This window comes from Enterococcus sp. AZ091, from assembly GCF_051714805.1.
In the GTDB taxonomy this organism is placed as follows: domain Bacteria; phylum Bacillota; class Bacilli; order Lactobacillales; family Enterococcaceae; genus Enterococcus_D; species Enterococcus_D gallinarum.
The window spans coordinates 544,780-568,632 of sequence record NZ_JBIOSO010000001.1; the positions used below are offsets into that span (position 1 = coordinate 544,780).

Annotated in this window: 25 protein-coding genes; 22 read left to right on the forward strand and 3 right to left on the reverse strand. The window is 41.4% G+C overall.

Annotated features, from left to right (window positions below; genetic code table 11):
- Window positions 1-6: 6 nt before the first annotated feature.
- Window positions 7-642, reverse strand: coding sequence for a helix-turn-helix transcriptional regulator (locus IGJ28_RS02800; protein WP_438845119.1), 636 nt, complete (start codon window positions 640-642; stop codon window positions 7-9).
- Window positions 643-822: 180 nt separating this feature from the next.
- Between IGJ28_RS02800 and ppdK the strand changes: the two genes are divergently transcribed.
- Both ppdK and IGJ28_RS02810 read left to right on the forward strand, forming a co-directional pair.
- Window positions 823-3,435 carry a pyruvate, phosphate dikinase gene (gene ppdK / locus IGJ28_RS02805; RefSeq protein WP_438845120.1) on the forward strand — a complete coding sequence of 871 codons (2,613 nt, stop codon included), beginning with the start codon at window positions 823-825 and terminating at the stop codon, window positions 3,433-3,435.
- A gap of 354 nt (window positions 3,436-3,789) precedes the next feature.
- Entirely contained in the window at window positions 3,790-5,832 is a 2,043-nt protein-coding gene (locus IGJ28_RS02810; protein ID WP_438845121.1) for a methyl-accepting chemotaxis protein, read from the forward strand.
- A 183-nt stretch (window positions 5,833-6,015) separates the two neighbouring features.
- Here IGJ28_RS02810 and IGJ28_RS02815 read toward each other — a convergent pair whose 3' ends face one another.
- Window positions 6,016-6,786, reverse strand: a complete 771-nt coding sequence (locus tag IGJ28_RS02815; RefSeq protein ID WP_113848985.1) for an OmpA/MotB family protein — start codon at window positions 6,784-6,786, stop codon at window positions 6,016-6,018.
- A 13-nt stretch (window positions 6,787-6,799) separates the two neighbouring features.
- Complete coding sequence (gene motA, locus IGJ28_RS02820; RefSeq protein ID WP_060813697.1) at window positions 6,800-7,564, reverse strand: flagellar motor stator protein MotA; 765 nt, start codon at window positions 7,562-7,564, stop codon at window positions 6,800-6,802.
- Between the two features lie 608 nt (window positions 7,565-8,172).
- On the opposite strand from motA, the gene flgB reads away from it, so the two are divergent.
- From flgB to flhA, 20 genes are all read left to right on the forward strand, one after another.
- The gene (gene flgB, locus IGJ28_RS02825) at window positions 8,173-8,532 is read left to right on the forward strand and encodes a flagellar basal body rod protein FlgB (protein WP_060813696.1); all 360 of its coding nucleotides are present in this window, start codon (window positions 8,173-8,175) and stop codon (window positions 8,530-8,532) included.
- 18 nt (window positions 8,533-8,550) lie between these two features.
- Window positions 8,551-8,967, forward strand: coding sequence for a flagellar basal body rod protein FlgC (gene flgC, locus IGJ28_RS02830; protein WP_081131844.1), 417 nt, complete (start codon window positions 8,551-8,553; stop codon window positions 8,965-8,967).
- 6 nt (window positions 8,968-8,973) lie between these two features.
- A complete protein-coding gene (gene fliE / locus IGJ28_RS02835) occupies window positions 8,974-9,297 on the forward strand; it encodes a flagellar hook-basal body complex protein FliE (RefSeq protein ID WP_060813694.1) in 324 nt (107 codons plus the stop codon).
- Between the two features lie 27 nt (window positions 9,298-9,324).
- Window positions 9,325-10,923 (forward strand): flagellar basal-body MS-ring/collar protein FliF, encoded by a 1,599-nt coding sequence (gene fliF, locus IGJ28_RS02840; protein ID WP_219645397.1) that lies wholly within the window; start codon window positions 9,325-9,327, stop codon window positions 10,921-10,923.
- Between the two features lie 14 nt (window positions 10,924-10,937).
- Window positions 10,938-11,942, forward strand: a complete 1,005-nt coding sequence (gene fliG, locus IGJ28_RS02845; RefSeq protein ID WP_438845122.1) for a flagellar motor switch protein FliG — start codon at window positions 10,938-10,940, stop codon at window positions 11,940-11,942.
- Window positions 11,926-12,717, forward strand: coding sequence for a FliH/SctL family protein (locus IGJ28_RS02850; protein WP_171917813.1), 792 nt, complete (start codon window positions 11,926-11,928; stop codon window positions 12,715-12,717). The genes fliG and IGJ28_RS02850 overlap by 17 nt, the downstream gene beginning before the upstream one ends.
- Window positions 12,718-12,719: 2 nt before the next feature.
- A complete protein-coding gene (gene fliI / locus IGJ28_RS02855) occupies window positions 12,720-14,075 on the forward strand; it encodes a flagellar protein export ATPase FliI (protein WP_081131841.1) in 1,356 nt (451 codons plus the stop codon).
- A gap of 18 nt (window positions 14,076-14,093) precedes the next feature.
- Window positions 14,094-14,516 carry a flagellar export protein FliJ gene (gene fliJ, locus IGJ28_RS02860; protein WP_060813690.1) on the forward strand — a complete coding sequence of 141 codons (423 nt, stop codon included), beginning with the start codon at window positions 14,094-14,096 and terminating at the stop codon, window positions 14,514-14,516.
- A gap of 43 nt (window positions 14,517-14,559) precedes the next feature.
- Entirely contained in the window at window positions 14,560-15,885 is a 1,326-nt protein-coding gene (locus IGJ28_RS02865) for a flagellar hook-length control protein FliK (RefSeq protein ID WP_438845123.1), read from the forward strand.
- 18 nt (window positions 15,886-15,903) lie between these two features.
- Window positions 15,904-16,383, forward strand: a complete 480-nt coding sequence (locus IGJ28_RS02870; RefSeq protein WP_060813688.1) for a flagellar hook capping FlgD N-terminal domain-containing protein — start codon at window positions 15,904-15,906, stop codon at window positions 16,381-16,383.
- Window positions 16,380-16,748: a flagellar protein gene (locus tag IGJ28_RS02875; protein WP_071870112.1), complete on the forward strand. Its 369-nt coding sequence runs from the start codon at window positions 16,380-16,382 to the stop codon at window positions 16,746-16,748. The genes IGJ28_RS02870 and IGJ28_RS02875 overlap by 4 nt, the downstream gene beginning before the upstream one ends.
- Before the next feature lie 75 nt (window positions 16,749-16,823).
- Complete coding sequence (locus tag IGJ28_RS02880; RefSeq protein WP_060813687.1) at window positions 16,824-17,720, forward strand: flagellar hook-basal body complex protein; 897 nt, start codon at window positions 16,824-16,826, stop codon at window positions 17,718-17,720.
- A gap of 32 nt (window positions 17,721-17,752) precedes the next feature.
- Window positions 17,753-17,950: a flagellar FlbD family protein gene (locus IGJ28_RS02885; protein ID WP_060813686.1), complete on the forward strand. Its 198-nt coding sequence runs from the start codon at window positions 17,753-17,755 to the stop codon at window positions 17,948-17,950.
- Between the two features lie 12 nt (window positions 17,951-17,962).
- Window positions 17,963-18,475, forward strand: a complete 513-nt coding sequence (locus tag IGJ28_RS02890; RefSeq protein WP_060813685.1) for a flagellar basal body-associated FliL family protein — start codon at window positions 17,963-17,965, stop codon at window positions 18,473-18,475.
- 14 nt (window positions 18,476-18,489) lie between these two features.
- Entirely contained in the window at window positions 18,490-18,855 is a 366-nt protein-coding gene (locus tag IGJ28_RS02895) for a flagellar biosynthetic protein FliO (RefSeq protein ID WP_060813684.1), read from the forward strand.
- Entirely contained in the window at window positions 18,852-19,613 is a 762-nt protein-coding gene (gene fliP, locus IGJ28_RS02900) for a flagellar type III secretion system pore protein FliP (RefSeq protein ID WP_060813683.1), read from the forward strand. Before IGJ28_RS02895 ends, fliP begins: the two co-directional genes overlap by 4 nt.
- A gap of 25 nt (window positions 19,614-19,638) precedes the next feature.
- Window positions 19,639-19,902 carry a flagellar biosynthesis protein FliQ gene (gene fliQ / locus IGJ28_RS02905; RefSeq protein ID WP_060813682.1) on the forward strand — a complete coding sequence of 88 codons (264 nt, stop codon included), beginning with the start codon at window positions 19,639-19,641 and terminating at the stop codon, window positions 19,900-19,902.
- An 11-nt stretch (window positions 19,903-19,913) separates the two neighbouring features.
- Window positions 19,914-20,666: a flagellar biosynthetic protein FliR gene (gene fliR / locus IGJ28_RS02910; protein WP_279282597.1), complete on the forward strand. Its 753-nt coding sequence runs from the start codon at window positions 19,914-19,916 to the stop codon at window positions 20,664-20,666.
- Between the two features lie 13 nt (window positions 20,667-20,679).
- Window positions 20,680-21,747, forward strand: coding sequence for a flagellar biosynthesis protein FlhB (gene flhB / locus IGJ28_RS02915; RefSeq protein ID WP_060813680.1), 1,068 nt, complete (start codon window positions 20,680-20,682; stop codon window positions 21,745-21,747).
- A 15-nt stretch (window positions 21,748-21,762) separates the two neighbouring features.
- Window positions 21,763-23,838, forward strand: coding sequence for a flagellar biosynthesis protein FlhA (flhA, locus tag IGJ28_RS02920; protein ID WP_103300692.1), 2,076 nt, complete (start codon window positions 21,763-21,765; stop codon window positions 23,836-23,838).
- Window positions 23,839-23,853: the final 15 nt, after the last annotated feature.

Consider the following 23,853-nt stretch of genomic DNA (forward strand, 5'->3'; position numbering starts at 1 on the left):
CGCTCCTTAGAATTGATTGTTTTCGATCGCATTGCCTGCTTGGATATAGTAGTTCATAATTTTAGACTTGGTTATTTTACCAATGACTTTTTTTGGATTCTCAGCATCAACAACAGGGAGTGTATCTATTTCATGCCTAGCTAATAAGGTACCTGAAGTCAAAATAGTTTGGTCGGCAGTAATCGTGACGATATTCGGCATTCGCGTCATGATCATTGCCACCGGTGTTTTTTCTGCTGCTGAATTGCTGATAGCGAAGCGCAGAAGGTCTTTGCGGGATAGAACACCAATTAGTTCCTCTTCTGCATTTTTCACATAAAGAGACCCGACATCATACATGAATAGGGTTGTCACAGCATCATATACCGAAACGGATTGCTCAATCATTAACGGTGGGATCATAATCTCTGCTACTTTTGCATGGTATAGCTTATCAAACAACAGCGGTTCTACGGTCTGTCCGGTATAAAAATAACCGACCTTGGGCCGGGCATCGAGTAATCCAGTCATTGTCAGGATAGAGAGATCATTGCGCAAAGTAGCACGGCTGAATCCTAGTTTTTTTGCGATGGTTTCACCACTGATAGGTTGATTGTCTTTTACGATTTCAATGATTTTAAGTTGTCGCTTTGTCAATTCCAATGTGTCACCTTCTTTAATTAAATGTGATATGCTATTTATTATATATTTTCCGCTTGGAAAATGCAATAAAGGATTTTGGCGCGAATCTTTCTTAAAAATTTCTTCTTGACGAATCAATGATGTACGCTATATACTTCGTTTTAAGTTTAATAGTATATCACATTAGGAAGGCGGAAAAAAATGAAGAATATCGTTTGGTTCTCAGAAGGTACGAAAGATCAAAAAGAGCTATTAGGGGGGAAAGGAGCAAATTTAGCTGAAATGACCAGTATCGGGTTGCCTGTTCCTGCGGGATTTATTGTTACAACAGATGTTTGCCGACAATTTTTAGAAAACCAGCAACTTACACAGCCGTTGGTAGAAGAAATTATTCGAGCAGTAGCTACATTGGAAGAACGAACCCACAAGTCTTTTGGCGGAAACCAGCAGCCATTACTGGTTTCTGTTCGCAGTGGGGCAAAGTATTCCATGCCGGGGATGATGGATACGATTCTCAACTTGGGGTTAACTGATCAAACGGTACAGACGCTGGCAGCGAATACAAAGAATCCTACATTTGCCTATGATTGCTACCGTCGCCTTATCCAAATGTATGGGGATGTTGTTAAAGGGATCGATAAGAGTCATTTTGAATCCTATTTAACGACCTATAAACATAAAAAGGGATATCCTTCTGATCAATCAATGGTCGCTCCAGACTGGCAAGAGATTTGCGAGGTTTTCAAAAGTATTTATATGGAACATACGCAAGAACGATTCCCTCAAGATCCGCTGGAACAATTATTATCAGCCGTTCAAGCTGTGTTTCGTTCGTGGAATAATCCCCGGGCTATCACTTACCGTAAAATCCACAAACTTGCTCATGATCTAGGAACAGCCGTGACTGTTCAGGAAATGGTTTTTGGCAATAGTGGTGCTGCAAGTGGAACTGGCGTTGCTTTTACTCGCGATCCGACGACAGGACACAGAGGATTATTTGGTGAATTTCTCGCTTGTGCACAAGGAGAAGATGTTGTCGCGGGGGTTCGTACGCCAAGACCGATTAGTGATTTAGCCAAAACACAACCAGAAATCCACGCGCAGTTTTCGGCGATTGCCGAGTTATTAGAGAATCATTACAAAGACATGCAAGATATCGAATTTACCCTTGAAGAAGGGCGATTATTTGTTTTACAGACTCGTAATGGCAAACGGACAGCCAAAGCTGCTGTACAGATTGCTATAGATCTAGTTTCTGAAGGAAAGATCACGAAGAAAGCGGCACTGCATCGATTGACACCAGACATGCTTGATCAGTTGCTGCATCCCATCTTTTCCCCGGAGTCACTTGCTAAAGCATCTCCTCTTAGTCAAGGGTTACCTGCCAGTCCCGGTGCAGCGGTAGGTCGAGTTTATTTTTCTGCAGAAGCAGCGGTCAATGCCCACCAAGCAGGAGAAAAAGTTATTTTGTTGCGACAAGAAACCTCACCGGAAGACATTGATGGGATGGTTGTTAGTGAAGCAATCGTGACTTCTAGAGGCGGCATGACTTCTCATGCGGCAGTCGTTGCCCGAGGACTAGGAGTTTGTTGTGTGGCAGGTTGTGATCAGTTAGCAGTCGATTCATTTTTGAAACAGGCTCGATGTGGTGAAGCAATCATTCAAGAAGGAGACTATCTATCAGTGGATGGGACGACAGGCAATCTGTATCAAGGTGCGCTATCACTGGTTGCCTCGCAGGATTTTGGTTTGCTGCAGACGATTTTAGACTGGTCTAAAGAAAGAGCAGACCTAGTAGTACGAGCAAATGCGGAAACCATCGAAGAAATCAAGACAGCAGCTTCTTTTGGAGCAGCAGGTATTGGACTAGCGCGAACGGAGCATATGTTTTTTGGTGAATCTCGGATCTGGCCGATGCGGCAAGTGATTTTAGCTGAAACGACTGAAGAAAGACAGGTAGCTTTGTCTCAGCTAAAAACGTTTCAGTTAAATGATTTTAAGGAGTTATTACTGCAGACAAAAGAACAGAAATGTGTCATTCGCTTGTTGGATCCGCCGTTGCACGAGTTTTTACCACGACCACAAGAATACGAAGAAATGGCCGAGCGCAGTGGCTATTCTCTAGAAAAAATCAAGCAACGAGTCCATGATCTACAAGAAGTAAATCCGATGATGGGGCATCGAGGAAGCCGTCTAGGAATTACTTATCCTGAGATTTATGAGATGCAGACAGCTGCAATTATCGAAGCAGCACTGCAAGTTTCTGATACAGGCAGTGTTGTGTATCCTGAGATTATGCTGCCTTTGATCAGTATGCCGGAAGAAATGCGCGTTTTGAAAGAACGTCTTGAAATGTACATCCGACAAATTTTTGCTCACTATCAGAAAGAAGTACCTTTCAAAATTGGGATGATGTTAGAAACACCAAGAGCATGTTTATTAACGAAAGAATTAGCTCCGCTAGCTGATTTCTTCAGTTTTGGGACCAATGACCTGACACAAATGACTTTTGGTTTTTCACGGGACGATGCTGCTGGATTTATTCAGCGCTATTTAGATCAAGGTATCTTGTCTGAGGATCCGTATCAACATCTTGATAAAGTGGGTGTAGGACAACTAATGGAACAAGCGGTAACATCCATTCGCCAGCTAACAAAGGAAAAAGCGATCGGTGTTTGCGGCGAAGTAGGTGGAGATCCTCAATCCATTGCATTTTTGCGGGAAATCGGTATTGACTACGTTTCTTGTTCTCCATATCGAATTCCAGCGGCTTGGTTAGCAATTGCCCAGTCTGCTCCGGATCCTCTTTCTTAACTATGGAACAAAAAGCGGCTTTTTCCGGATATTAAAACGAGCACTCCTTAAGTTTTAGCTGTTTCACACCTTCCAAAAGTAATCAATAAGCCTAAATAATCAGCGAGATCCTTCCCCAACGTTCAACGTTGCTGCTAGTGGTCGCGCTGATTGTTGAGGCTTTTTTGTTTACTCTAATGACTTTTTAATTGTTGTGTATTTTTTAGATACGAAAAAAATTTTGATGATTAAAAGAACAAGGAACTCTTAATAAAAGGAATACAATGACCGATTACGAAAGAGTAAGTCTGTTTGAAGAAGTTTCTTCGTTGCAGAAGTTAGAGAGAATTTGAAAAATGAAGGAGTGTCTCAAGTTTGAGAAAAAAGAAAAAGAGTATTGGGCTTTATGTTGGTTTGGTTATGATCTTAGTTGCAGTTATTCCAATTTTATTTTTAGTTGTGAGTTCGTATTTAACAACAAAAAAATCATTGATTGAACGAAATGACATCAACAAAGAAAGTGCTGTACGATTGATTATAGCGGAAGAAGATATGCTGCGAAAATCAACAGAAGATAAATTGAAGTCAATGGCAGAACTTCCTCCAATGAAAACAGAATACAGTATGGGGAGAATCCGTGACAGTCTCTCAACAGCGATTGCTGGTACAGATAGTTTTCGAGCAGTTGCTTTCGGAACTGAGGAGAAAGAATTTGTCTCATTCAATCCATTACCCGATGACTATGATCCAACCACTCGACCATGGTATAAAGGAGCAATCGAAGCAGGGGGAGAAGTTTATTGGACAGATCCTTATCTAGATACAGTAACGAATGAATTTGTGACGACAGCTTCTGTGATGATCACAAATTCAAAAAAAAAGATCGGTGTCTTGTGTGTCGACGTTTCTTATGAATCGATCCAAAAAATCTTGTCGTCTATCGACGTTGGTCGTACCGGGAATGTTTCATTGGTTTCAGAGTCTGGTGTAGTGATTACATCCAAGGAAAAATCACTGATAGGAACAAACATTCAAGAGAAAACAGTATTCAAACGAATTGCCGCTGCAGAACAACCAATCGGGAGAGTAAAGCCGGCAGATTCCAATGGAATCAATGATGTGATATACGATAAACCTGCTGGGTCAACGGTTTGGGCATTTTCAGAAGTAGAAGCAGATGATCTGGACAAAGAGCTACATTCTATTATTTGGATTTCTGTGGTCGTTGCCGGATTTATGATTCTTTTAATCGTTGCCGTGTCTATTTATACAACGAGGATCGTGAGCACGATCATGAACGTTTTCAATGAGAAATTTTCTAAAATGGGTGCCGGTCAATTGGAGTTGTTAAAACGACATCAAAAAGATCCAAACCAAAAATGGCGATTTGGTCAGTTCGCTGAACGAATCGTTTATCCAGATAAGGATGGCACAGAGATCCATCAGATGGCAGCTAATTATAATCAAATGGTTATAGAAACTGGGAAACTAATCAAAAATGTTCAAAAAGAAAGTGGCAATGTCGCTTCAATGTCTGATTCCTTATTAGAGTTGGCCAAACAAATCGGCGTGGCAGCAGAAGAAGTTTCAGAAACAATTACTGGAATTGCAGAAGTGACTGGCTCACAAGCACAGGAAACAGAACATAGTGTGGCGCAATTACAAAATCTTTCCCATGTAATCAAAGAGCTAAGCAATACCATCAATGAGATGAGCAGCAAGTCGCAAGAAGCGACAGACATCAATCAAGAGAGTTTAAATCTGATGGATAAAGTTGGTTCAAGCTGGCAAAATGAGCTGGAACAGATGGAAAAATTGATGACGAATATGACGAATATGAATGACAATATTCAGAATATCAATACCATTATTCGTGTGATCAATGACATTTCTTATCAAACCAATTTACTGGCCCTAAATGCTTCAATCGAAGCCGCAAGTGCGGGGGAATCCGGCAAAGGCTTTGCGGTAGTAGCAGCAGAGATTCGTAAGCTGGCTGAACAAAGCAAAGCTTCCACGAAAGAAATCGAATCAATCATTGAAGAAATTCGTACACAATCTGCTCAAATGGTAGAACAAACATCTGATTCGTTAAAAGGCGGCGAACGGCAAACGAATTTGATTCAACGGGTCATTGCTTCTTCAAAAGAAGTCTATAAACGCAGTATGTTCATGATTGATGGCATTCGTGATGTAGAAGAAGCAAGTAAGCGGATCGAACAGATCCAAGGAAATGTTTTAGTTGATCTTGAAAACATCTCTGCTTCGACAGAGGAAAATGCGGCTGGTACACAAGAAGTTTCCGCTAATTCAGAAGAAGTTCTAGCGACAATGGATGAATTTACCAACCATGTTTCTGATCTTAGAGATATCTCAAAAGTATTGAAAAAATTGACCGATCAATTTGAATTGAAATAAATGAAAAAAACACCGCGACAGTCTTCGTCAGCAGAAGAACTGTGTGGTGTTTTTTGCGAGGGATCGCTTTTATAGAAAGACAAAAAACGAAGACTGTTTTCCTGTTTTTCACTGATCCAGGATAGTCAGTCTTCGTTTTTTTGTAGTAAATCACTTATCAATTTATTTTGGTTTGAACATGGCTTATTCATCTATTTGCGAGCGCTGGATGATCATTTCTACCCGTCGATTTTCAGAACGTCCGGCTGCGGTGTCATTGCTTGCTTTAGGTTGCGTATCAGCATAGGCTTGGATAGCAGCATTTTGTTCGGAGATAATCTTCTTGTCGATTAAATAGTTCATCACTGTGATTGCACGAGCCGCACTCAAGTCCCAGTTAGATTCATAAAGACCTGTGCCTTTCTCCGGTACGTTGTCAGTATGACCAGCAATAATAATTTTATGTGCTTTCAACTTTTTTAAAGCAGAAGCAAGGGTATCCAGAGACTGGCTGGTTTGGGAAGTGATCCCAGCACTACCAGAAGCAAATAGGATACTGCTGTCTAATGTGATGTGAAGACCGTCCGCTTCTAAACTGACCTCGCTTTGTCCGTCTAAAGCAGATTCGGCTAAGTCTTTTTGTAATTGTTCACTGATCTTTTCCAGTTGTTGGTTTTCTAGTTGCATGCGAGTTGCTTCTTCTTGTGCCTGTGCTTCAGAAGCATTGGTTGCAGCGCTGTTGCCTGTTTTACCAGAGGCGCCCATATCGATGACAGAACCAATGACTGGGGAGCCACTATGATGATTGGAAAGAATTGATCCAAATTCACTACGAATCTCCTGAAACTTCTCATCATCGACCTTCGCCATGGCAAACATAACGATAAAAAGGGCCAAAAGCAGTGTCAGCATATCAGAGTAGGGCAGAAGCCATGCTTCATCAACGTGTTCTTCCTTTTTCTTTTTTCTTTTCATGTTGAGTTAACCTCTAGGATCTTTCTTCTCGTTTGTTTGGTTCAATCAAACTATAGAGTTTCTTTTCAATACTCTTAGGAGATTGTCCTGCTTGGATCGCCAATACACCTTCAACAATAATCGACATCACTTGTACTTCTTGTTCCGATTTCAAATTCAGTCGAGAACTGAAAGGAATAAACAAGACATAGCCAAAAAAGATTCCGTACAGTGTTGCCACAAAGGCAGCTGAAATCATATGCCCCAATGCTTCGACATCTTCTAAGTTGCCGAGAGCACCAATCAGACCAATAACAGCCCCTAGAACTCCTAGTGTCGGTGCACTTGTTCCGGCTGTTTTAAAAATATTAGCGCCAACGTGATGCCGCTCTTCGATACCGTAGATCTCATTTTCCATGATTTCTTTGATCTGATCTTCAGGAATTCCATCTACTACCATTTCCAATCCTTTTTTTAAGAATGGTTCTTCCAAGTTTTGAATGGCATTTTCTAAAGACAGTAATCCATCGCGCCGTGCTTGGTTGGCCATATCTACGATACTATTGATCGTTTTTTTTACATCGTACTCTTCGTTTTTAAGTAGAATACCGAAAATTTTAGGTATTCGTTTGATGTCACTACTCGGAAACGAATTGACAACAGCTGCGATCACTCCAACGAAAATAATGATAGCTGCTGCTGGGTTGATCAAAACCGCTACGTTTGCCCCTTTTACGATCATTCCGACAACGACGGAAATAACGCCTAATACTATACCGATCAGCAAGAAAAAATCCATTTGTTGCTTCCTCCTATAACTTCTATTACCTAAATATGTACCTTATTTTATTATCGGATAAAAAAAATGAGAAATTAAGATGTGGAAAAAATATTTTTAATATAACGTCTTTATGAAACTTATTTTCGTTTTTTCCTTTTTTTAGGTGATTATTTGTGTAAAAATGCGCAAAAATAAAGTTAATTTAAAAGTGGCTTGACTATTTTAATAAACCGCTTTATTTAAACAGCATTTAAGTTATTTAAATTATTTAATATCCTTTATTTTAAAGAATAGTTTATTTTGTTGATTATTTTTTAATCATGTTTTCAGAAATATCATTAATCATTTTGTTTGCTGCTTCTTCCAGTTTCCTTTGTGAATAAATGATTTAAAAGAAAGGATAACAGCTATTATAAAATGACTATCAAATAACACACTATCTCCATAATCAAAAGATAATAACAGTAAAATTTAAAAAATCAAATTGTAAAATAATTTTAATTACTCTATAATTATACCGCGCGATGTTTTTTTAATTATATCAAAAAAAAATGATTATTTTGACAAAAGATTGAAATTCTTATCGGATGATCATCTGATACAGACTGAAAGGAGTACTGAAAAGATTGGATAGTTATGAGTTGTTAAAAACGACGCTTGCTGTTTCTGCTAAAAGAGCAGAGCTGATTTCTTCAAACATAGCCAATGTGAACACGGATGGTTATAAAGCGAAGCGAGTAGAATTTGAAAGCGAATTGAAACAAGCGTTACAGGCTGCTGGGAATCAATCTTCACAAGAAGACATTCTTTCACAAGTACAGCCCCGAGTAACTCAAAATGCGAACACAAGTCTTAAGGACAATGGCAACAATGTAGATTTAGAAGTAGAAATGCTGGATCAAGCAGCAAACGGATTATATTACAGTGCATTGACTGCACAAATCAATGGGCGTTTGCAAATGATGAATTATGTATTGAGTAATTAAAGAAAGTAGGCAAATGTAGTGGGTGTTTTTGATGGACTGACGATCAATGCAAGTGGTTTAGCGTTGGAACGATTAAAACTGGATACGATATCGACCAATATTGCGAATGTCAATACCAACCAAACAGAAAATAGCGAAGCATACCAAAAGAAAAGCATTCTTTTTTCTGAAAATCTTAAGACGGTTCAAGATGGAAAGACAAAGAATTATGGTGTTAAAGTGACGGGGATCCAAACGGACGAAACATTGAAATTGACTTATGATCCGACTAACCCTGCTGCGGATGAAGACGGCTATCTTGAACAATCAAATGTGGACATCGCAGATGAAATGGTGGCAATGATCCAAGCAGTGCGTACATATGAAGCGAATGTTTCTGCCTCCGAAATGAATAAAACAATTCTCAAAAAAGCACTAGAAATATCAAAGGGGTAGAAAAAAATGAATGAATTATTATCAACACAAGGATTAACCGAATATCAGAATTCCTTACGGGCACTTGGTGCTTCAGGAACTTCTGCAACTGAAGTTGATTCTTCATCAGGTGCTGCATTCGGTAATTATTTGTCTGATGCGCTTGAAAATCTTAATCAAAAAACTGCAACAATGGATCAAGACACGATCAAAATGATCACAGGAGATGAGAGTGATCTAGGAAATATAATGATTCGAATGACAGAAGCACAGTTAGCGCTCCAAACAGCCGTGACCGTGCGCAATAAATGCTTAGAGGCATATAACGATGTTAAAAATATGCAGTTTTAGCAGTTGGCGAGGGAATAAAGCGAAATGATGGAAAAATTGAAAGAATGGCCGGACCTGATCAAAGAACGATGGCAGGCTCAAAGTTCACTGAAAAAATTGATAGCAATTCTTTCCGTTATCAGCGTTATTGGTGTCGCGGCAACAATGTATTACTTAAATACAAGAGTCGAATACGGTGTTTTGTTTACAGATTTAAGCGAAGCTGATGCAGGAGCGATCACCAATGATTTGACAGATCAGAAAATCGACTACAAGTTGACAGATAATGGAACGACCATTTTGATTGCCAAAGAACAAATCGATGAATACCGGATTGAATTAGCAGTCGAAAATAAATTACCGAACACAGCAACGGGATTTGAGCTTTTTGATGATGCTAGCATGATGACTACCGATGAAGATCGGAAAATCATGTATCAGCGTGCCGTTACCGGAGAGTTGCAACGGGCAATCGAGACATTAGATTCTGTCAAAACAGCGAAAGTTCTCCTAGTGATGCCAGAAGACAGTGTTTTTTCGAGTGAAGAAAGCAAACCTACTGCTTCGATCATTCTAACACTAAAAAATCAACAGATTTCTGAGGAAGCGGTACAAGGAATTGTGACGCTGACTTCGGGTGCCGTTGAGAAGCTTGAGCCAGAGAATGTCAAAGTCGTCGATAGCTCAGGAAATACATTGACGATCGAAAAAGATGAAAATAGTCAGCTCAGTAGTTTGAACAGTAAGTACATTGCAATCAAAAATGAGTATGAAAAAATTCTGGAAGAAAAAGTCTCGAAATTGTTGGCACCAATCTACGGTGAAGATAAATTTCAAGTCTCCATCAATTTAGATCTGAACTTTGATTCGATTGAAAGTACCAAGGTGACTTACGATGATCCGGAAATAAGAAAAGAAACAGTTCAAGCAGCTGGATCTGGCGAAGCGATCCAAGAAGCCCAAACGGGTACAGTCGATGACAATGTTTCTAATGTGACCGGAGATGATGGGGATGCAGGCAGTTCATACAGCCGCTCAGTCGAAAATGAATTGAACACAGAAACGACCAAAAGAATTACAGCACCGGGTATGATTCAACGAATGACAAGTTCAGTGGTCGTTAATGCAGACCTTTCGCAAAATGATCAGGCGGAACTGCAGTTGCTGATTGCCAGTGCTGTAGGATATGATGCTGATCGCGGCGATGATATTGCTATCCAAGGCTTTGACTTTGCCCAAGCAACAGCAGAGGTGGAAGAAACGGAAGGTACGGAACAATTAGCAGCGGCAAAAGGCTATCTGAAATATATCATTTTCGGTGGTATCGCATTGGTCGTGATTTTGTTAGTGCTATTCGTGATTGGATTGGTTCGAAAGCGTCGCGAAGATCAAATTTCAGTAGATGTAACACAAGAATTGCCGGTTGCACAGCCAGCTGATTCAGAACCAGCACCAGTTATGGAAGAATCCGAAGAAGTTGTCTTTGGCGGTCTAGGGCACAACGTTGATACTTCAGTTGAAGAATCAAATGAGCCTGAACAAGAGCCGGTCGAGGAAAATTCTTTAAATCATTCAGCAAAACAACATGCCGATTCAAATCCGGAAGTGGCTGCTGAATTGATCAAAGCTTGGATGAAGGAAAAATAGAGGGGAAAGAAACGATGGAAACACTCGATGGTGTCAAAAAAGCAGCAATACTCTTGATCTCATTGGGATCGGAAACCTCTGCGAAGATCATGAAACTTCTACCGGAAAATTATATTCAAAAAGTGAGTTATGAAATCGCCAATATCGATTTTGTCAGTCCGGAAGAACGCGATCAAGTATTAGAAGAATTTTCAACGACATTCACTGCTAGAAAATATGTTCTTGATGGTGGGATCGATTATGCAAAGAATTTATTGAATCAAGCATTAGGTTCCCACAAAGCAAAAGAAGTGATTGATGTGTTGACGCAGATCCAATTGCGAGAACGCCCATTTAATATTGCACGTAAAGCGGATGTGCAACAGTTGACGAATCTCTTGATTGGTGAGCACCCTCAGACGGTCGCTTTGATTCTGTGTTACATGCAGCCCGATAAAGCAGCCAATGTGTTATCGCAGTTTCCAGATCATCTCCAAGTAGAAATTGCAGAACGGATCGGTACGATCTCCAGCACCTCGCCATTGATCATTGAGCGAATCGAAAAAGTGATCGAGAACAAGTTCTCTAACTATGTAGAGAATGACAGTGAAAACGTGGGCGGCGTGCACACATTGGTAGAGATCTTGAATTCAGTGAGTCGAAGCACCGAGAAGAATATTTTGACCGATCTGGAAAAGCGGCAGCCTGAGCTTTCAAATGAAGTCAAATCAAGTCTGTTCACATTTGACGATATCGTTACACTTGACCGATTGGATGTTCAAAAAGTGCTGCGGGATGTACCAAATGAAGTGCTTGTCCTTGCACTCAAAGGTGCTCCAGAAGATATCAAAGCTTTCGTTTTCTCAAATCTTTCATATCGTGCAGTGGAGAATTTACAAGAAGAGATTCAATTTATGGGACCAACTCGATTGTCTGCTATTGAGGAAGCACAGCAAAATGTGGTCGCTGTGATTCGCCGTTTAGACGAAAATGGTGAGATCTATCTTGGAAGGGGCAACCAGGATGCAGTGGTCAAATAGTAGCTTGTTGAAACATGAAACGGTCAAAAACCTTGATACCGAAAAATCAATTTTAACTGAAGCTGTAATTAAAACGCCTTCTCCGTTGCTTTCTACTACTGATTCGACAGAAGCGGGGCGTCAAAAGCGGCAAGCAGCGCAACGGGAACGTGCGTGGAAACTTGAGATGGAGCGTCAGCGTAAAGAAATTGAAAGGTTGAAACAACAAACACTAGAAGCGGCTCAAGCAGAAGCCCAACAAATTAAACAATCTGCGCAAGAAGAAGGCTATGCTAACGGATTTGCAACTGGACAAAAGGAAGGCTATGAGCAAGGGTATCAAGAAGGCATGTCTGTAAGTAAAGAGACAGCTGCCAAGCTTATTGCACAAGCCGAGCAGAATGTACAGCAGGCAGCAGAAGAGATTAATGCTTTTCGGTCAGAGAAAAAAGCTGAGATGATTTCCTTCGGTGTACAGATCGCCGAAGCACTGATCAACCAGCGTTTCGAGCAAAGCAATGCTGCTTTGCTTGCTTTTTTGGAGCCTATTTTACTGCAGTTTGAACAACCGGACCAGTTCTTGACGATCCGCATTCATGAACAGCATCTGCATGTCCTTAAAGATATCTTGGAAAGCCGGAAGCAGGCGATCAGTAATTTTCGCTATTTGCTGTTACCGGATGATCAGCTTTCAGCTCACGATTTTGTGATTGAATCAGATGATTCGATCGTTGTCTTCGAGTTGGAAAAAGAAATTCAACTTTATCTGCAGCATCTTTTAGAAAGTAGTGAATAGCAATGGTGCTTGAATTACCTGTTGGACCAATTGTCCAAAAAGCAAAAAAACGTAGATTTTACTCCATTTATGGGAAGGTCAGCGAAGTGGTTGGTCTATTGATCAAAGTGGAAGGATTAGCCGTTTTTGTAGGAGAAATCTGTGAAGTGAAGATCCGCAACAGTTCTCACGTTGCGTTAGCCGAGGTTGTCGGTTTTGTTAAAAAGACTGTTCTATTGATGCCGTTAGATCAATTAGAAGGTATTGGACCTGGCTGTTTAGTGAAGCCTACCGGCACAACACTGACGGTCAAAATCAGTGACTCGCTCCTAGGGCATACATTAGATGGATTAGGACGTCCAATGGATATGGCGATCGATTTAAGTGATGCTGACGAGTACCCTGTCAGTCAAGAATCTCCTGATCCATTTCAGCGGAAAAAAATCTCTGAAATCATGAGTACAGGTGTACGAGTGATCGATGGTTTGTTGACCGTTGGCCAAGGACAGCGGATCGGTATTTTTGCCGGAAGTGGTGTAGGGAAAAGTACGTTGCTTGGGATGTTGGCTCGCTATTGCGAAGCCGATATTATCGTGATTGGACTTGTAGGCGAACGTGGCCGAGAAGTAAAAGAATTTATTGAAAACGATCTGGGTCCAGAAGGCTACCGCAAATCAGTCGTTGTTTGTGCAACTTCCGATATGCCGCCTTTAGTACGTTTGAAAGGGGCTCATGTGGCAACCGCTATTGCCGAGTATTACCGAGATCAAGGAAAGAAAGTTGTGTTGATGATGGACTCCGTGACTCGCTTTGCGATGGCGCAACGAGAAATTGGTCTATCCACGGGTGAGCCGCCGACGACTAAAGGGTATACGCCTTCGGTATTTACGGCGCTGCCAAAACTGTTGGAACGCAGCGGGATGTCCGATCAAGGATCCATCACTGCTTTTTATACGGTTCTGGTTGAAGGGGATGACATGAATGAACCTATCGCGGATGCCGTCAGGGGGATTCTCGATGGTCACATTATCTTATCTAGAAAAATTGCCGCTCAAAATCATTATCCGGCGATCGATGTTCAAAACAGCTTGAGCCGTTTAATGAAGACATTAGTTACGCCTGAACACTACAATGACGCTGGTGAATTAAAAGAAAATATGGCTGCTTACGCTGAAGCGAAAGATTTGATCGATATTGGTGCATACAAATCAGGTGCAAATGCCATCACCGATCATGCTATCGCATTGCATCATCCAATCAATAGTTTTTTACAACAAAGAGTAGATGAACGAAATTCATTTGAAGAAACACGGGCTGCATTGGCTGCTTTGTTCAATGAGGATGCAGCTCTTGAACGACAGCGAAATGCCCTGCAATAAGAAAGAAGGTAACTGAAGATGAAAGCTTTTCATTTTTCATTGGAAAAGGTATTGGATCACCGTGTGAGTGTAGAACAAGAAGCAAAACGAGCCTACGCAGAGAAACAAAAAGCAGTGATCCAAAAAGAACAAGTTCTTACTCAAATGATCAATGAAAAAACCGCATTGATGGACGTCAATGAAATGACTCTTGGTCGTATGCAAGTTCAGCATCGCTATCTTACTGCTTTAGAGTCTGGCATTCATGAGATGTATCAGCAAGTGCGTCAGCTGAATCAGGAAGTTGAAGTTGCTTTGACAGCTGTCGTTCAAGCACAGCAAGAACGAAAAGTCGTTGAAAAGCTAAGAGAAAAGAAACTCGAAGAATACAATTATGAATTGCTTCAAGAAGAACAAAAACAATTAGATGAAATGGGCAGCCGTAGTCTAGCAATGCGCTGAGTTGCAGCTGCGGATTCACAAAATCAGTGAGAGGAGGTGAAAAATGAAACAAGTGGCTATCACGCCAGCACTTATGAAAGTTGCTGACAAACAACAACCTGCTGCTGTCAAAGATCCAGGCAATTTCATTCAATTCCTGCAACAGTTTTCCCAAAATCTTGAGGATAACTCAGCGAATGAAGATGGAGTGCCGCAAGGGGATCTTTCTTGTGCAGAACAGGGAAATCAGCTAGTGGACGACAAAGAAGATGAATCAGTCGCCGATTCTGAAAATGCAACCGACACACGTATACCAGAAGCAAATTCAGAAATGACGAAACAGGCAGAAATCGTAAATGAAGGAGCTTTGGGGTGGCTAGGTTTTTTCGGATCGCAAATGACTGAATCGAAGGGAAGCATTTTGGGAGGCTACCCATTGCAACTGCCAAAGGAAGACCCATTAGTGGTGGATTCGGTCAGTGAGCAATCTGTCACTTCAGTAGCGACCGATCAAGTATTTCAGTCAACAGGAGGAAATCCGTTAAAAGACACTGCTTCAGAATCAATTCTGAGCAAGCCAGACACACCTGTAGCAGCGATTCTGCCAGTAGGAGAACTGACTGCGGACGGAGAAAAAATCCACTTGGATTCTGGAACAGAGAGTATCTCACAAACAGATGCCCCAGTAGATGCAAAAGGAAATACAACCAGTGAAAAGACACTTCTGGTTGATGAACCTTCAAAGGGGAGTGCACAGCCTTTCATTCCACAGCAAGCACTTGAAAGAGTCGCTATTTCCGAGAGTTCCACAATCGACAACTCAATGAAGCCAATCGATGGATCTAACGGTTTGCAGCAAACAACGACACTAGACTTGTCCAAGTTGTTGATGCAGAACGATCAACGTCCGACACCAGCTGCAGTCAAAACAGTCGTAGAACCATTGACGCAGAAAATTGAACAGTTAGTACAGACTCCAGAGAAAAAAATCACACTCCAATTAGTGCCGGAAAAACTTGGCAAAGTCCGAATTGCATTGGAAGTTACTGCGCAAGGGAGCCGTCTGGAATTTACGGTAGAGCAGCAACAGACCAAGCACTTATTGTCATCGATCAAGACAGAACTGGAGCAAGTCCTTCAAAAACAAGAAAATCAACTGATTTCTGGGAAAGAAGGCGTCTTGAAAGAAAATCCTGCCACAGCGGTTGAACGTGCTGCTTTGACTGATTCACTTGCTAGTTTTACTTCGACGACTGATGGACAAACAGCACAACAAGGCTTCTCACAGCCTCAAAGACAATCGGGAAAAAAAAGCTACAATCAAGTTCCTTTACCTAAAGAAGAAGAGACAGCAGAGCAAACAAATCATGCCATTAGTATTTTGGCTTAATGCAAAAGGAGAAGAAAGATGCCTAATGAAATTACACAATCGGCTGCGGGGATCGCAAATGCAACTTCTTTAGCTCAAACCCACCGAGCTTCCGATATTTCAATGGATGATTTCCTTAAGATTTTAGCAGCTACTATGAGTAATCCTTCTTTTAGCGGTGACTCTTCAGGCGGCGGAACGGATTACATTTCTCAATTGGTCCAGTTTACTACATTGGAACAATTGAATGAATTAAGTGAGACGGTAATGACGTCAGTGATCCTTCAGCAGCAACAACAGGCTTTTGGTCTGATCAACAAAGAGGTCACAGTATTAGATGGAAAAGAAAAAGTTACAGGAGTCATTGAGAAAGTTCGCTTTTCGAATGGGTATGCCACGATCGTTGTCAATGGGAAAGAGTACAACATGAGTGCAATTGAAGAGATCGGCGGCGATCCTAAAACTTCGGATGGATCAGAAAGTGAATCAGAGAGCGAATCGAAAGGTGAGTCAGTATGAATCAAATAGGCCGCAATTTACCATTACAAGCTGCCACCTCTGAAAAAACGCCTAGAACCGCACCCTATCAAGCAAGAAATACCGATTTTTCGGAGATGCTGCAAGACAAGCAAAGAAGTATCAAAGTTTCCCATCATGCACAAAAGCGGCTGACGGATCGAGAATTAACACTTCAAGAGACCGATTATGATTCGCTTTCAACTGCAATGAGTGAATTAGCAGCTAAAGGTAGTAAAGAATCATTATTAGTATACAAAGATATGGGTCTGATTGCAGATGTTCACAGCCGTACGATCATTACAGCAATGGGAATGAACGAATTGAACACAGTCACCAATATCGATAGTGCAACATTTATTAAATAACAGCTGGACTGAAAAGGGGCTGTAGTATTTTCTGAATGACAGAGGAAAATACGTCAAATCGAAGGAGGAAAACAAATGTTACGATCATTATATTCAGGTGTTAGTGGAATGAAAAATCTTCAAACGAAAATGGACGTGGTATCAAATAATATTGCCAACGTCAATACGATTGGTTTCAAATCAAGTCGGGTACTTTTCCAAGACATGATGAGTCAAACCACATCAAATGCAACCGCACCAGGAAATGGTTCAGGTGGTGTCAACGGTACACAAGTCGGTTTAGGCGTGCAAGCTGGTTCGATCGACATGATCAATACAGTCGGAGCACCTCAATCTACTGGGCGAGCAATGGACTTTTACATCAGTGGGCAAGGGTATTTCATGGTCAAAGGTTCTGGCGAAAATGGCGAAACTTATTACACACGTGATGGATCTTTCGTACGAGACAGTAACGGCACGCTGACTAACAGTGATGGAATGCAAGTATTAGGACGTACTGGCAGCACAAATCCGCCACTCGTTTACGATGACAAATATGAAGAGGGTGCAGGACTTAGCGGCGAAACAGAGATTGGACCGTTAGAAATTCCTGCAACAATCACTGTGGATGGCAAAGAACTTACTTATAATTCAATGGCCATCGATGCCAATGGACTAGTCGTTGCAAAATACGGCGACAAATCATTCGTCATGGGGAAAGTCTCTATTGCAACTTTCAATAACCCTGAAGGATTGGAAAAAGTCGGCGGAAATAACTACATGCAATCGAACAACTCGGGTGCCCCAATTGTTGCGGGTGCAGGTCAAAATGGCTCAGGTCGTCTACAAGCAGGCGCATTAGAAATGTCGAATGTCGATCTATCGACGGAATTTACAGAAATGATCATTGCCAGCAGAGCGTATCAAGCAAACTCAAGAAGTATCACCACTTCTGATGAAATGCTGCAAGAATTGTTGAACTTGAAACGTTAACAGAATCCCTCATAAAAAATAGGAGGTACCGGATGATTTTATTGACGGCACTGAATGGCAGAGAGTTTTATCTAAATCCGGAACTGATCTATCGGGTCGAAGAAATGCCCGATACGTTGATTACACTAATCGATGGCAAGACACTGGTTGTAACTGAGTCTGCGGCAGAAACGGCACAGCGTGTCATTGACTATAAACTCTTGATCAATTCGAAACAAATAAATAACTAAGGGTGGGTTAAGATGGCTAAAGTGAAAGAAAAGGAAGAAAAAGAACAAGGGAAAGAAAAAAGCAAAGAGAAAGGAATCAATTTGTTTTTACTGATCCCGATTCTGTTGGTTATCGTGATCGGCGGGACGATTGGCGGGACATTGGTAACCAATCACTTCCTAGTAGAAGACAAAACCGTTGCGCCGAAAACGAAAGCAAAAGGCATTGCTTCTGATGAATCGATTGTTGCTTTAGAGGAATTTCTTGTAAATCTTGAGAAAGAAGAAGGGCAGGAACAGCAATACATGAAGGTCAACCTTTCGATTCTCGTTGATAATGAAGAAAAAAGCGAAGAAGTGACGAAGAATGTTGCTGTTATTCGGGATAGCATCGTTAACTTGTTGCGCCAAAAGAAAGCCAGTGACATTTTAAGTTCGGCAGAAAGTGTTCCGAATTTGAAAAAAAATTTGAAGGAAGCAATTAATCATGAGTATGGATCAGCAATCGTCAATGAAGTATATGTCACTGATTTAGTGATCCAATAGAAAGAGGAACGTTGATGGAAACATTTTTTTCATTGATTAAAATGATCGCTTTTTTGTTAATCATTTTGTATCTGATCAATGTCAGTTTGAAGTATTTGAATCGCTACACGAACCAACAGAATAATCAGCTGCGGATTCTACAAAAAGTCGCCGTCAGCAAATCCTCCTCCATTGGGATCATTCAGATTCTGGACAAATATTATGTGATGAGTTTTTCGGAACAGCAGAACCAGATCTTAAAAGAACTTAGTGCCGAAGAAGCAGCTATCTTGATGTCCAGAACTGGGGAAACGTCAGAATCATTACGAGTGACAGATTTCTCTGAATGGGTAAAGAAAGCAAAGAGCCAATTAGAAACGAAACGAGGCAAGCAAAAATGAGCGCAAAACGAAAATGGACGCTAGTAGCAGCGATCCTTTTAAGCAACTTATGGATGCCTCAAACTGCGTTTGCCTTAGACATTGGGGATATGAGTACCACGATTAGTGATTTGCTCTCTAACGGCAGTGGATCAAACGATACGATCAATACTTTTTTGCTGGTGACTTTGCTATCTTTGATTCCTGTTTTACTGATCATGATGACCTCGTTCACCCGCATCATTATGGTACTTTCTTTTGTACGAAGTTCATTAGGAACCCAGCAGAATCCGCCCAACCAAGTATTGATCGGTCTTGCTCTGTTTCTTACTTTCTTTATCATGAAGCCCGTCTATACGGATATTTATCAGCAAGCCATTGAACCTTTTGACCGGCAAGAAATCACGCAAGCCGAAGTTTTTGATCGCTCAGAACGTCGAATCAAAGAATTTATGATGCTCCAAACACGAGAAAAAGATATTCAGCTTTTCGCCGAAGCTTCTGGGGCAAAAGAAAAATATGAAACTTCAGATGAAGTGCCGCTAACCGTAATGGTCCCGGCATTTATCATTAGTGAATTGCGGACGGCCTTCAGTATTGGATTTTTGATCTTTATTCCTTTCTTGATCATTGATTTAGTTGTTTCGAGTATTTTGATGTCGATGGGGATGATGATGTTGTCCCCGATCATGATCTCACTGCCATTTAAGATCCTACTGTTCGTCTTAGTTGACGGTTGGTATTTAGTGGTGGAATCACTGATCAAGAGTTTCCAATAATTCACAGGAAAGGAGCAGAAAACCAATGTCTGTTGCAACGGTACTCGACATATTGCGAGAAGCATTCATTCGGATCTTATTGATTTCTGGACCGGCGCTACTTATCGGGATGCTTGTGGGGTTAGTGATCAGTATTTTTCAAGCCACTACCCAGATTCAAGAGCAGACGTTAAGTTTTGTGCCCAAACTGATCGCTATTTTCTTAACATTGATTCTTGCCGGCAATTTTATGCTGAATCTTTTGCTTAATTTCACTAAAACCATCTTTAAGATGATCGCGGCATTGTAAGGAGGCAAAGCATGGCACTGATCCAAGCAAGTATCCTGATTTTTTGCCGCATGATGGCATTTGTTATCTTGTGTCCCATATTTTCACAACAAAATTTTCCTTCGCTTGCGAAAGTGGTTCTAGGCGTTGCCTTCACCTTTCTTTGTTTACCTGCGGTCGAACCATTGCCAGAGGCGACATCGTTTATGTTTGCGATTTTGGCTCTCAAAGAGATTTTACTGGGAATGGCGATGGGTTATTTGAGTCAGTTGGTTTTTACTGGCGTGCAAATCGCTGGTCAAATGATCGACTTTCAAGTGGGGTTTTCGATGGCTCAGGCCTATGACCCGACGATCCAAATGAACGTCTCTCAATATGGAAAAACGTATTATTGGTTAGCCGTAGGAACCTTTTTCACCTTGAATTTGCATCATCGCTTGATTTCAGCGCTGCTTCTATCTTTTACGATTGTTCCCTTAGGAACAGTTCAAATTAGTGGTACCACCATCGAAGGTATCGTGAAACTATTTGGACAGATGATGGAAATGGCACTCAATTTAGCTGCGCCGATGCTCATAGCACTACTGATGGTAGATCTGGTATTAGGGGTGATTTCGCGGTCGATTCCGCAAATCAATATCTTAATGATGAGTCTTTCCTTAAAAACAGCAATCAGTTTTATGATCTTTTTGCTACTACTGCCAAACGCCATTACTTTTTTGAGTAAGCAGCTTCCAGATACAATCAAGTATTTACAAGAGTTCATGACATCACTGAAATCATAGAGAGGTGAAAAACGTGTCAGAAAAAGACGGCAAAACAGAACAACCCACGGCCAAGCGTTTACGGGATGCCCGTAAACGCGGAGAAGTTCCTAAAACGCAAGAGTTAGCGGCTGCGGTCTCTCTGATGGTCTTTTCTTTTATGTTGTTGCCCCTTTGGCACTTTTTTGCGCAGCGCTTTTTACCTTATCTCACTCGAGCGTTGGAGCATCTGTATTTGTTTGAAGCCAGCGTTGCGGATTTACCTCGTTTAGGACTTCAAAGTATTTTGCTATTTTTTTTGCTTTGCGCACCTGTCTTTGTGATTGCTTATGCGGTTGGTTTAATTACTAACTATGCTCAAGTGGGAATCTTATTTTCTGCTAAAGCAATCAAACCAAATTTCAAGAAGCTGAATCCGCTGGCTGGATTAAAGCAACAATTCAGCACTCGAGCGCTTGCCAATCTCGCTAAAACGTTAGCAAAATTTGGCATTATTGTTTATCTTTGTTACCAGAAATTTTTGGCGGCTGTCCCAACATTACTGGGTGTCAGTGAGGTCGGTTTAGAAAAAACAGTCTATTTTCTGATTGAACGGGCAAAGGATCTATTTTTTCAGATCTCACTTTTTTTGATTGTTTTAGCGGTAGGAGACTATGTGTATCAACGCTACAGTCATCGCAAGAACTTGAAGATGAGCAAGCAAGAAATCAAAGATGAATACAAGCAAATGGAAGGTGATCCGCAAGTCAAATCTCAGCGGAAAGCAAAATACCGAGAGATGACACGCAACGCCATCGCTCACGTCAAGGAAGCCACTGTCGTTATCACTAACCCGACGCACTTTGCCATTGCGATTCGCTACGATGCGGAGAATGAAGGAGTGCCGAGGGTTTTAGCAAAAGGTGCTGATCAGTTGGCACAGCGAATGAAAGCAGAAGCAGCAAAAGAAAACATTCCGATGATCGAAAATCGGGAAATTGCTCGAGCTCTTTATAGACAAGTAGAGCCGGGAGATTTGATACCAGTAGAGATGTACGAAGCGATCGCTGAGATCATTGCACTGGTTTATCAATTGGAAGAAAACGAACGCGGAAAGATTTAAAACGGAGGCAACAGCATGAATGAGGCAGTAGCAAAATCTAAGAAAAAAATCGGTTATGCGGATGTCCTAGTTTCTTTTTTAGTGATCGGGATTATTGGATTGATCATTATTCCTTTACCAGCAACTATTTTGGACTTTTTAATCATTGTCAATCTAACGATTGCTATCAACATTCTGCTGATCACCCTGTTTACCAAAACAGTTTTGGAATTTACCACCTTTCCAACACTTCTTTTGATTACGACGATGTTCCGGCTAGGATTGAACCTGTCTTCTACCCGCTTGATTCTGACACAAGGGAATGGGGGCCATGTCATTGATGCCTTCGCGAATGTCGTAGCTGGAAGTAATTACATTGTCGGAATCATTTTGTTTGTCATCATCATGGTGGTACAACTAGCTGTCGTGACTAATGGTGCGGGACGAGTGTCAGAGGTTACTGCTCGTTTCACACTAGATGCGATGCCAGGAAAGCAAATGGCCATTGATTCGGATCTGAATGCCGGATTAATCACGGAAGCCGATGCCCGGAAACGTCGAAAAGACTTGCAGCGGGAAGCGGACTTTTTTGGCTCGATGGATGGTGCCAGCAAGTTCGTTAAAGGAGATGCGATTGCCGGGATCATGATCACGGTCATCAACTTGGTCGGCGGCGCGATCATCTTTTCCATGGGAGGGCAAATGACAGTCATGGAAGCTTTCTCCCAGTTTGGTAAATTAGCTATCGGAGACGGTTTGGTTAGTTCGATCCCCTCCCTGCTGATCTCCATCGCATCTGGTGTGATGGTCACTCGTTCAGACAATGACAGTTCCTTTGGTTTAGACATTGCAGCCGATATCACAAGAAATCCGCAACTCTTCCGAATCGTCGGTATGATTCTTTTTGTTTTGGCGATCGTGCCAGGGTTTCCACCGATCCCTTTTCTCCTGATTGGTGGCGGTTTATTTGCCGCTAGTTTCATGATTACACAGCAAGAAGAAAAGCAACGGACAGAACAAAAGAAATTGGAACAGAAACTCGCTTTGGAACGTAAAAAAGAAGCCCAAGAAGAAGACGATTCTGTCGCTTCCTTCCAAGTAGAACCGATTGCAGTTGAAATCGGCTATGGACTAATCCCAATCGTCGACAGTTCCATCGATAATAGTCTGATGAATCGTATCGTCGCGATTCGTAAACAAAGCGCCCGAGAGTTAGGGATCCTAGTCAGTCCGGTACGTATCCGAGACAATCTCTACCTTGAGTCAAATGATTATGTGATCAAAATTCGAGGGAATGAAGTGGGACGGGGCGATATTTATCCGAATAAAGTAATGGTCATCAGTCCTAATGAAGAACCTTTCCCATTTGAAGGAATCGCAACCAAAGAACCAGCCTTTCATTTAGATGCGATGTGGATCGATGAGAAAGATAAGGAATTGGCTGAATTGCAAGGCTTTACGATTATTGAACCATTAACGGTGATTGCCACGCATCTCAAAGAAATCATTTACAGCCATGCGCCAGAATTACTAGGCCGACAAGAAGTGAAGAAATTGTTGGAAGGAATCAAAGAACAGTACAACGTAGTCATTGATGAATTGATTCCTGAGATTCTAAGGTTGGGTGAAGTACAAAAAGTATTACAAAATCTTCTAGATGAACAGATCCCAATCAATGATCTGGCAACAATATTAGAAACATTAGCCGATTACGGCGTTGTAACAAAAGATGTAGAAGTCTTGACAGAATATGTTCGTCAAGCACTGAAACGAACGATCGTGGCGAAATATATTGGGGAGCAGCATGAACTGAAGGTCGCTGTCATTCATCCAAAATTAGAAGAAATGATTGCTCAAAGTATTCAGAAGACAGCAACCGGCTCTTACCCAGTCTTAAAGCCAGAGACAGTGACGAAAATTTTGGATTCAATCAATACGATCCAACATGCAGCGATCGCTCAGAATGTTTCCTTCGTAATTCTAGCTTCACCAAAGATTCGTCTTCCGTTCAAGAAAATGATCACATTCAATTTTCCGGATTTGGCAATCTTGTCACTGAATGAGATACCTAACGAAATCGCTATTGAGACGGTAGGCAGTATTGAGATATGAGCAAAGAGTGCGAAG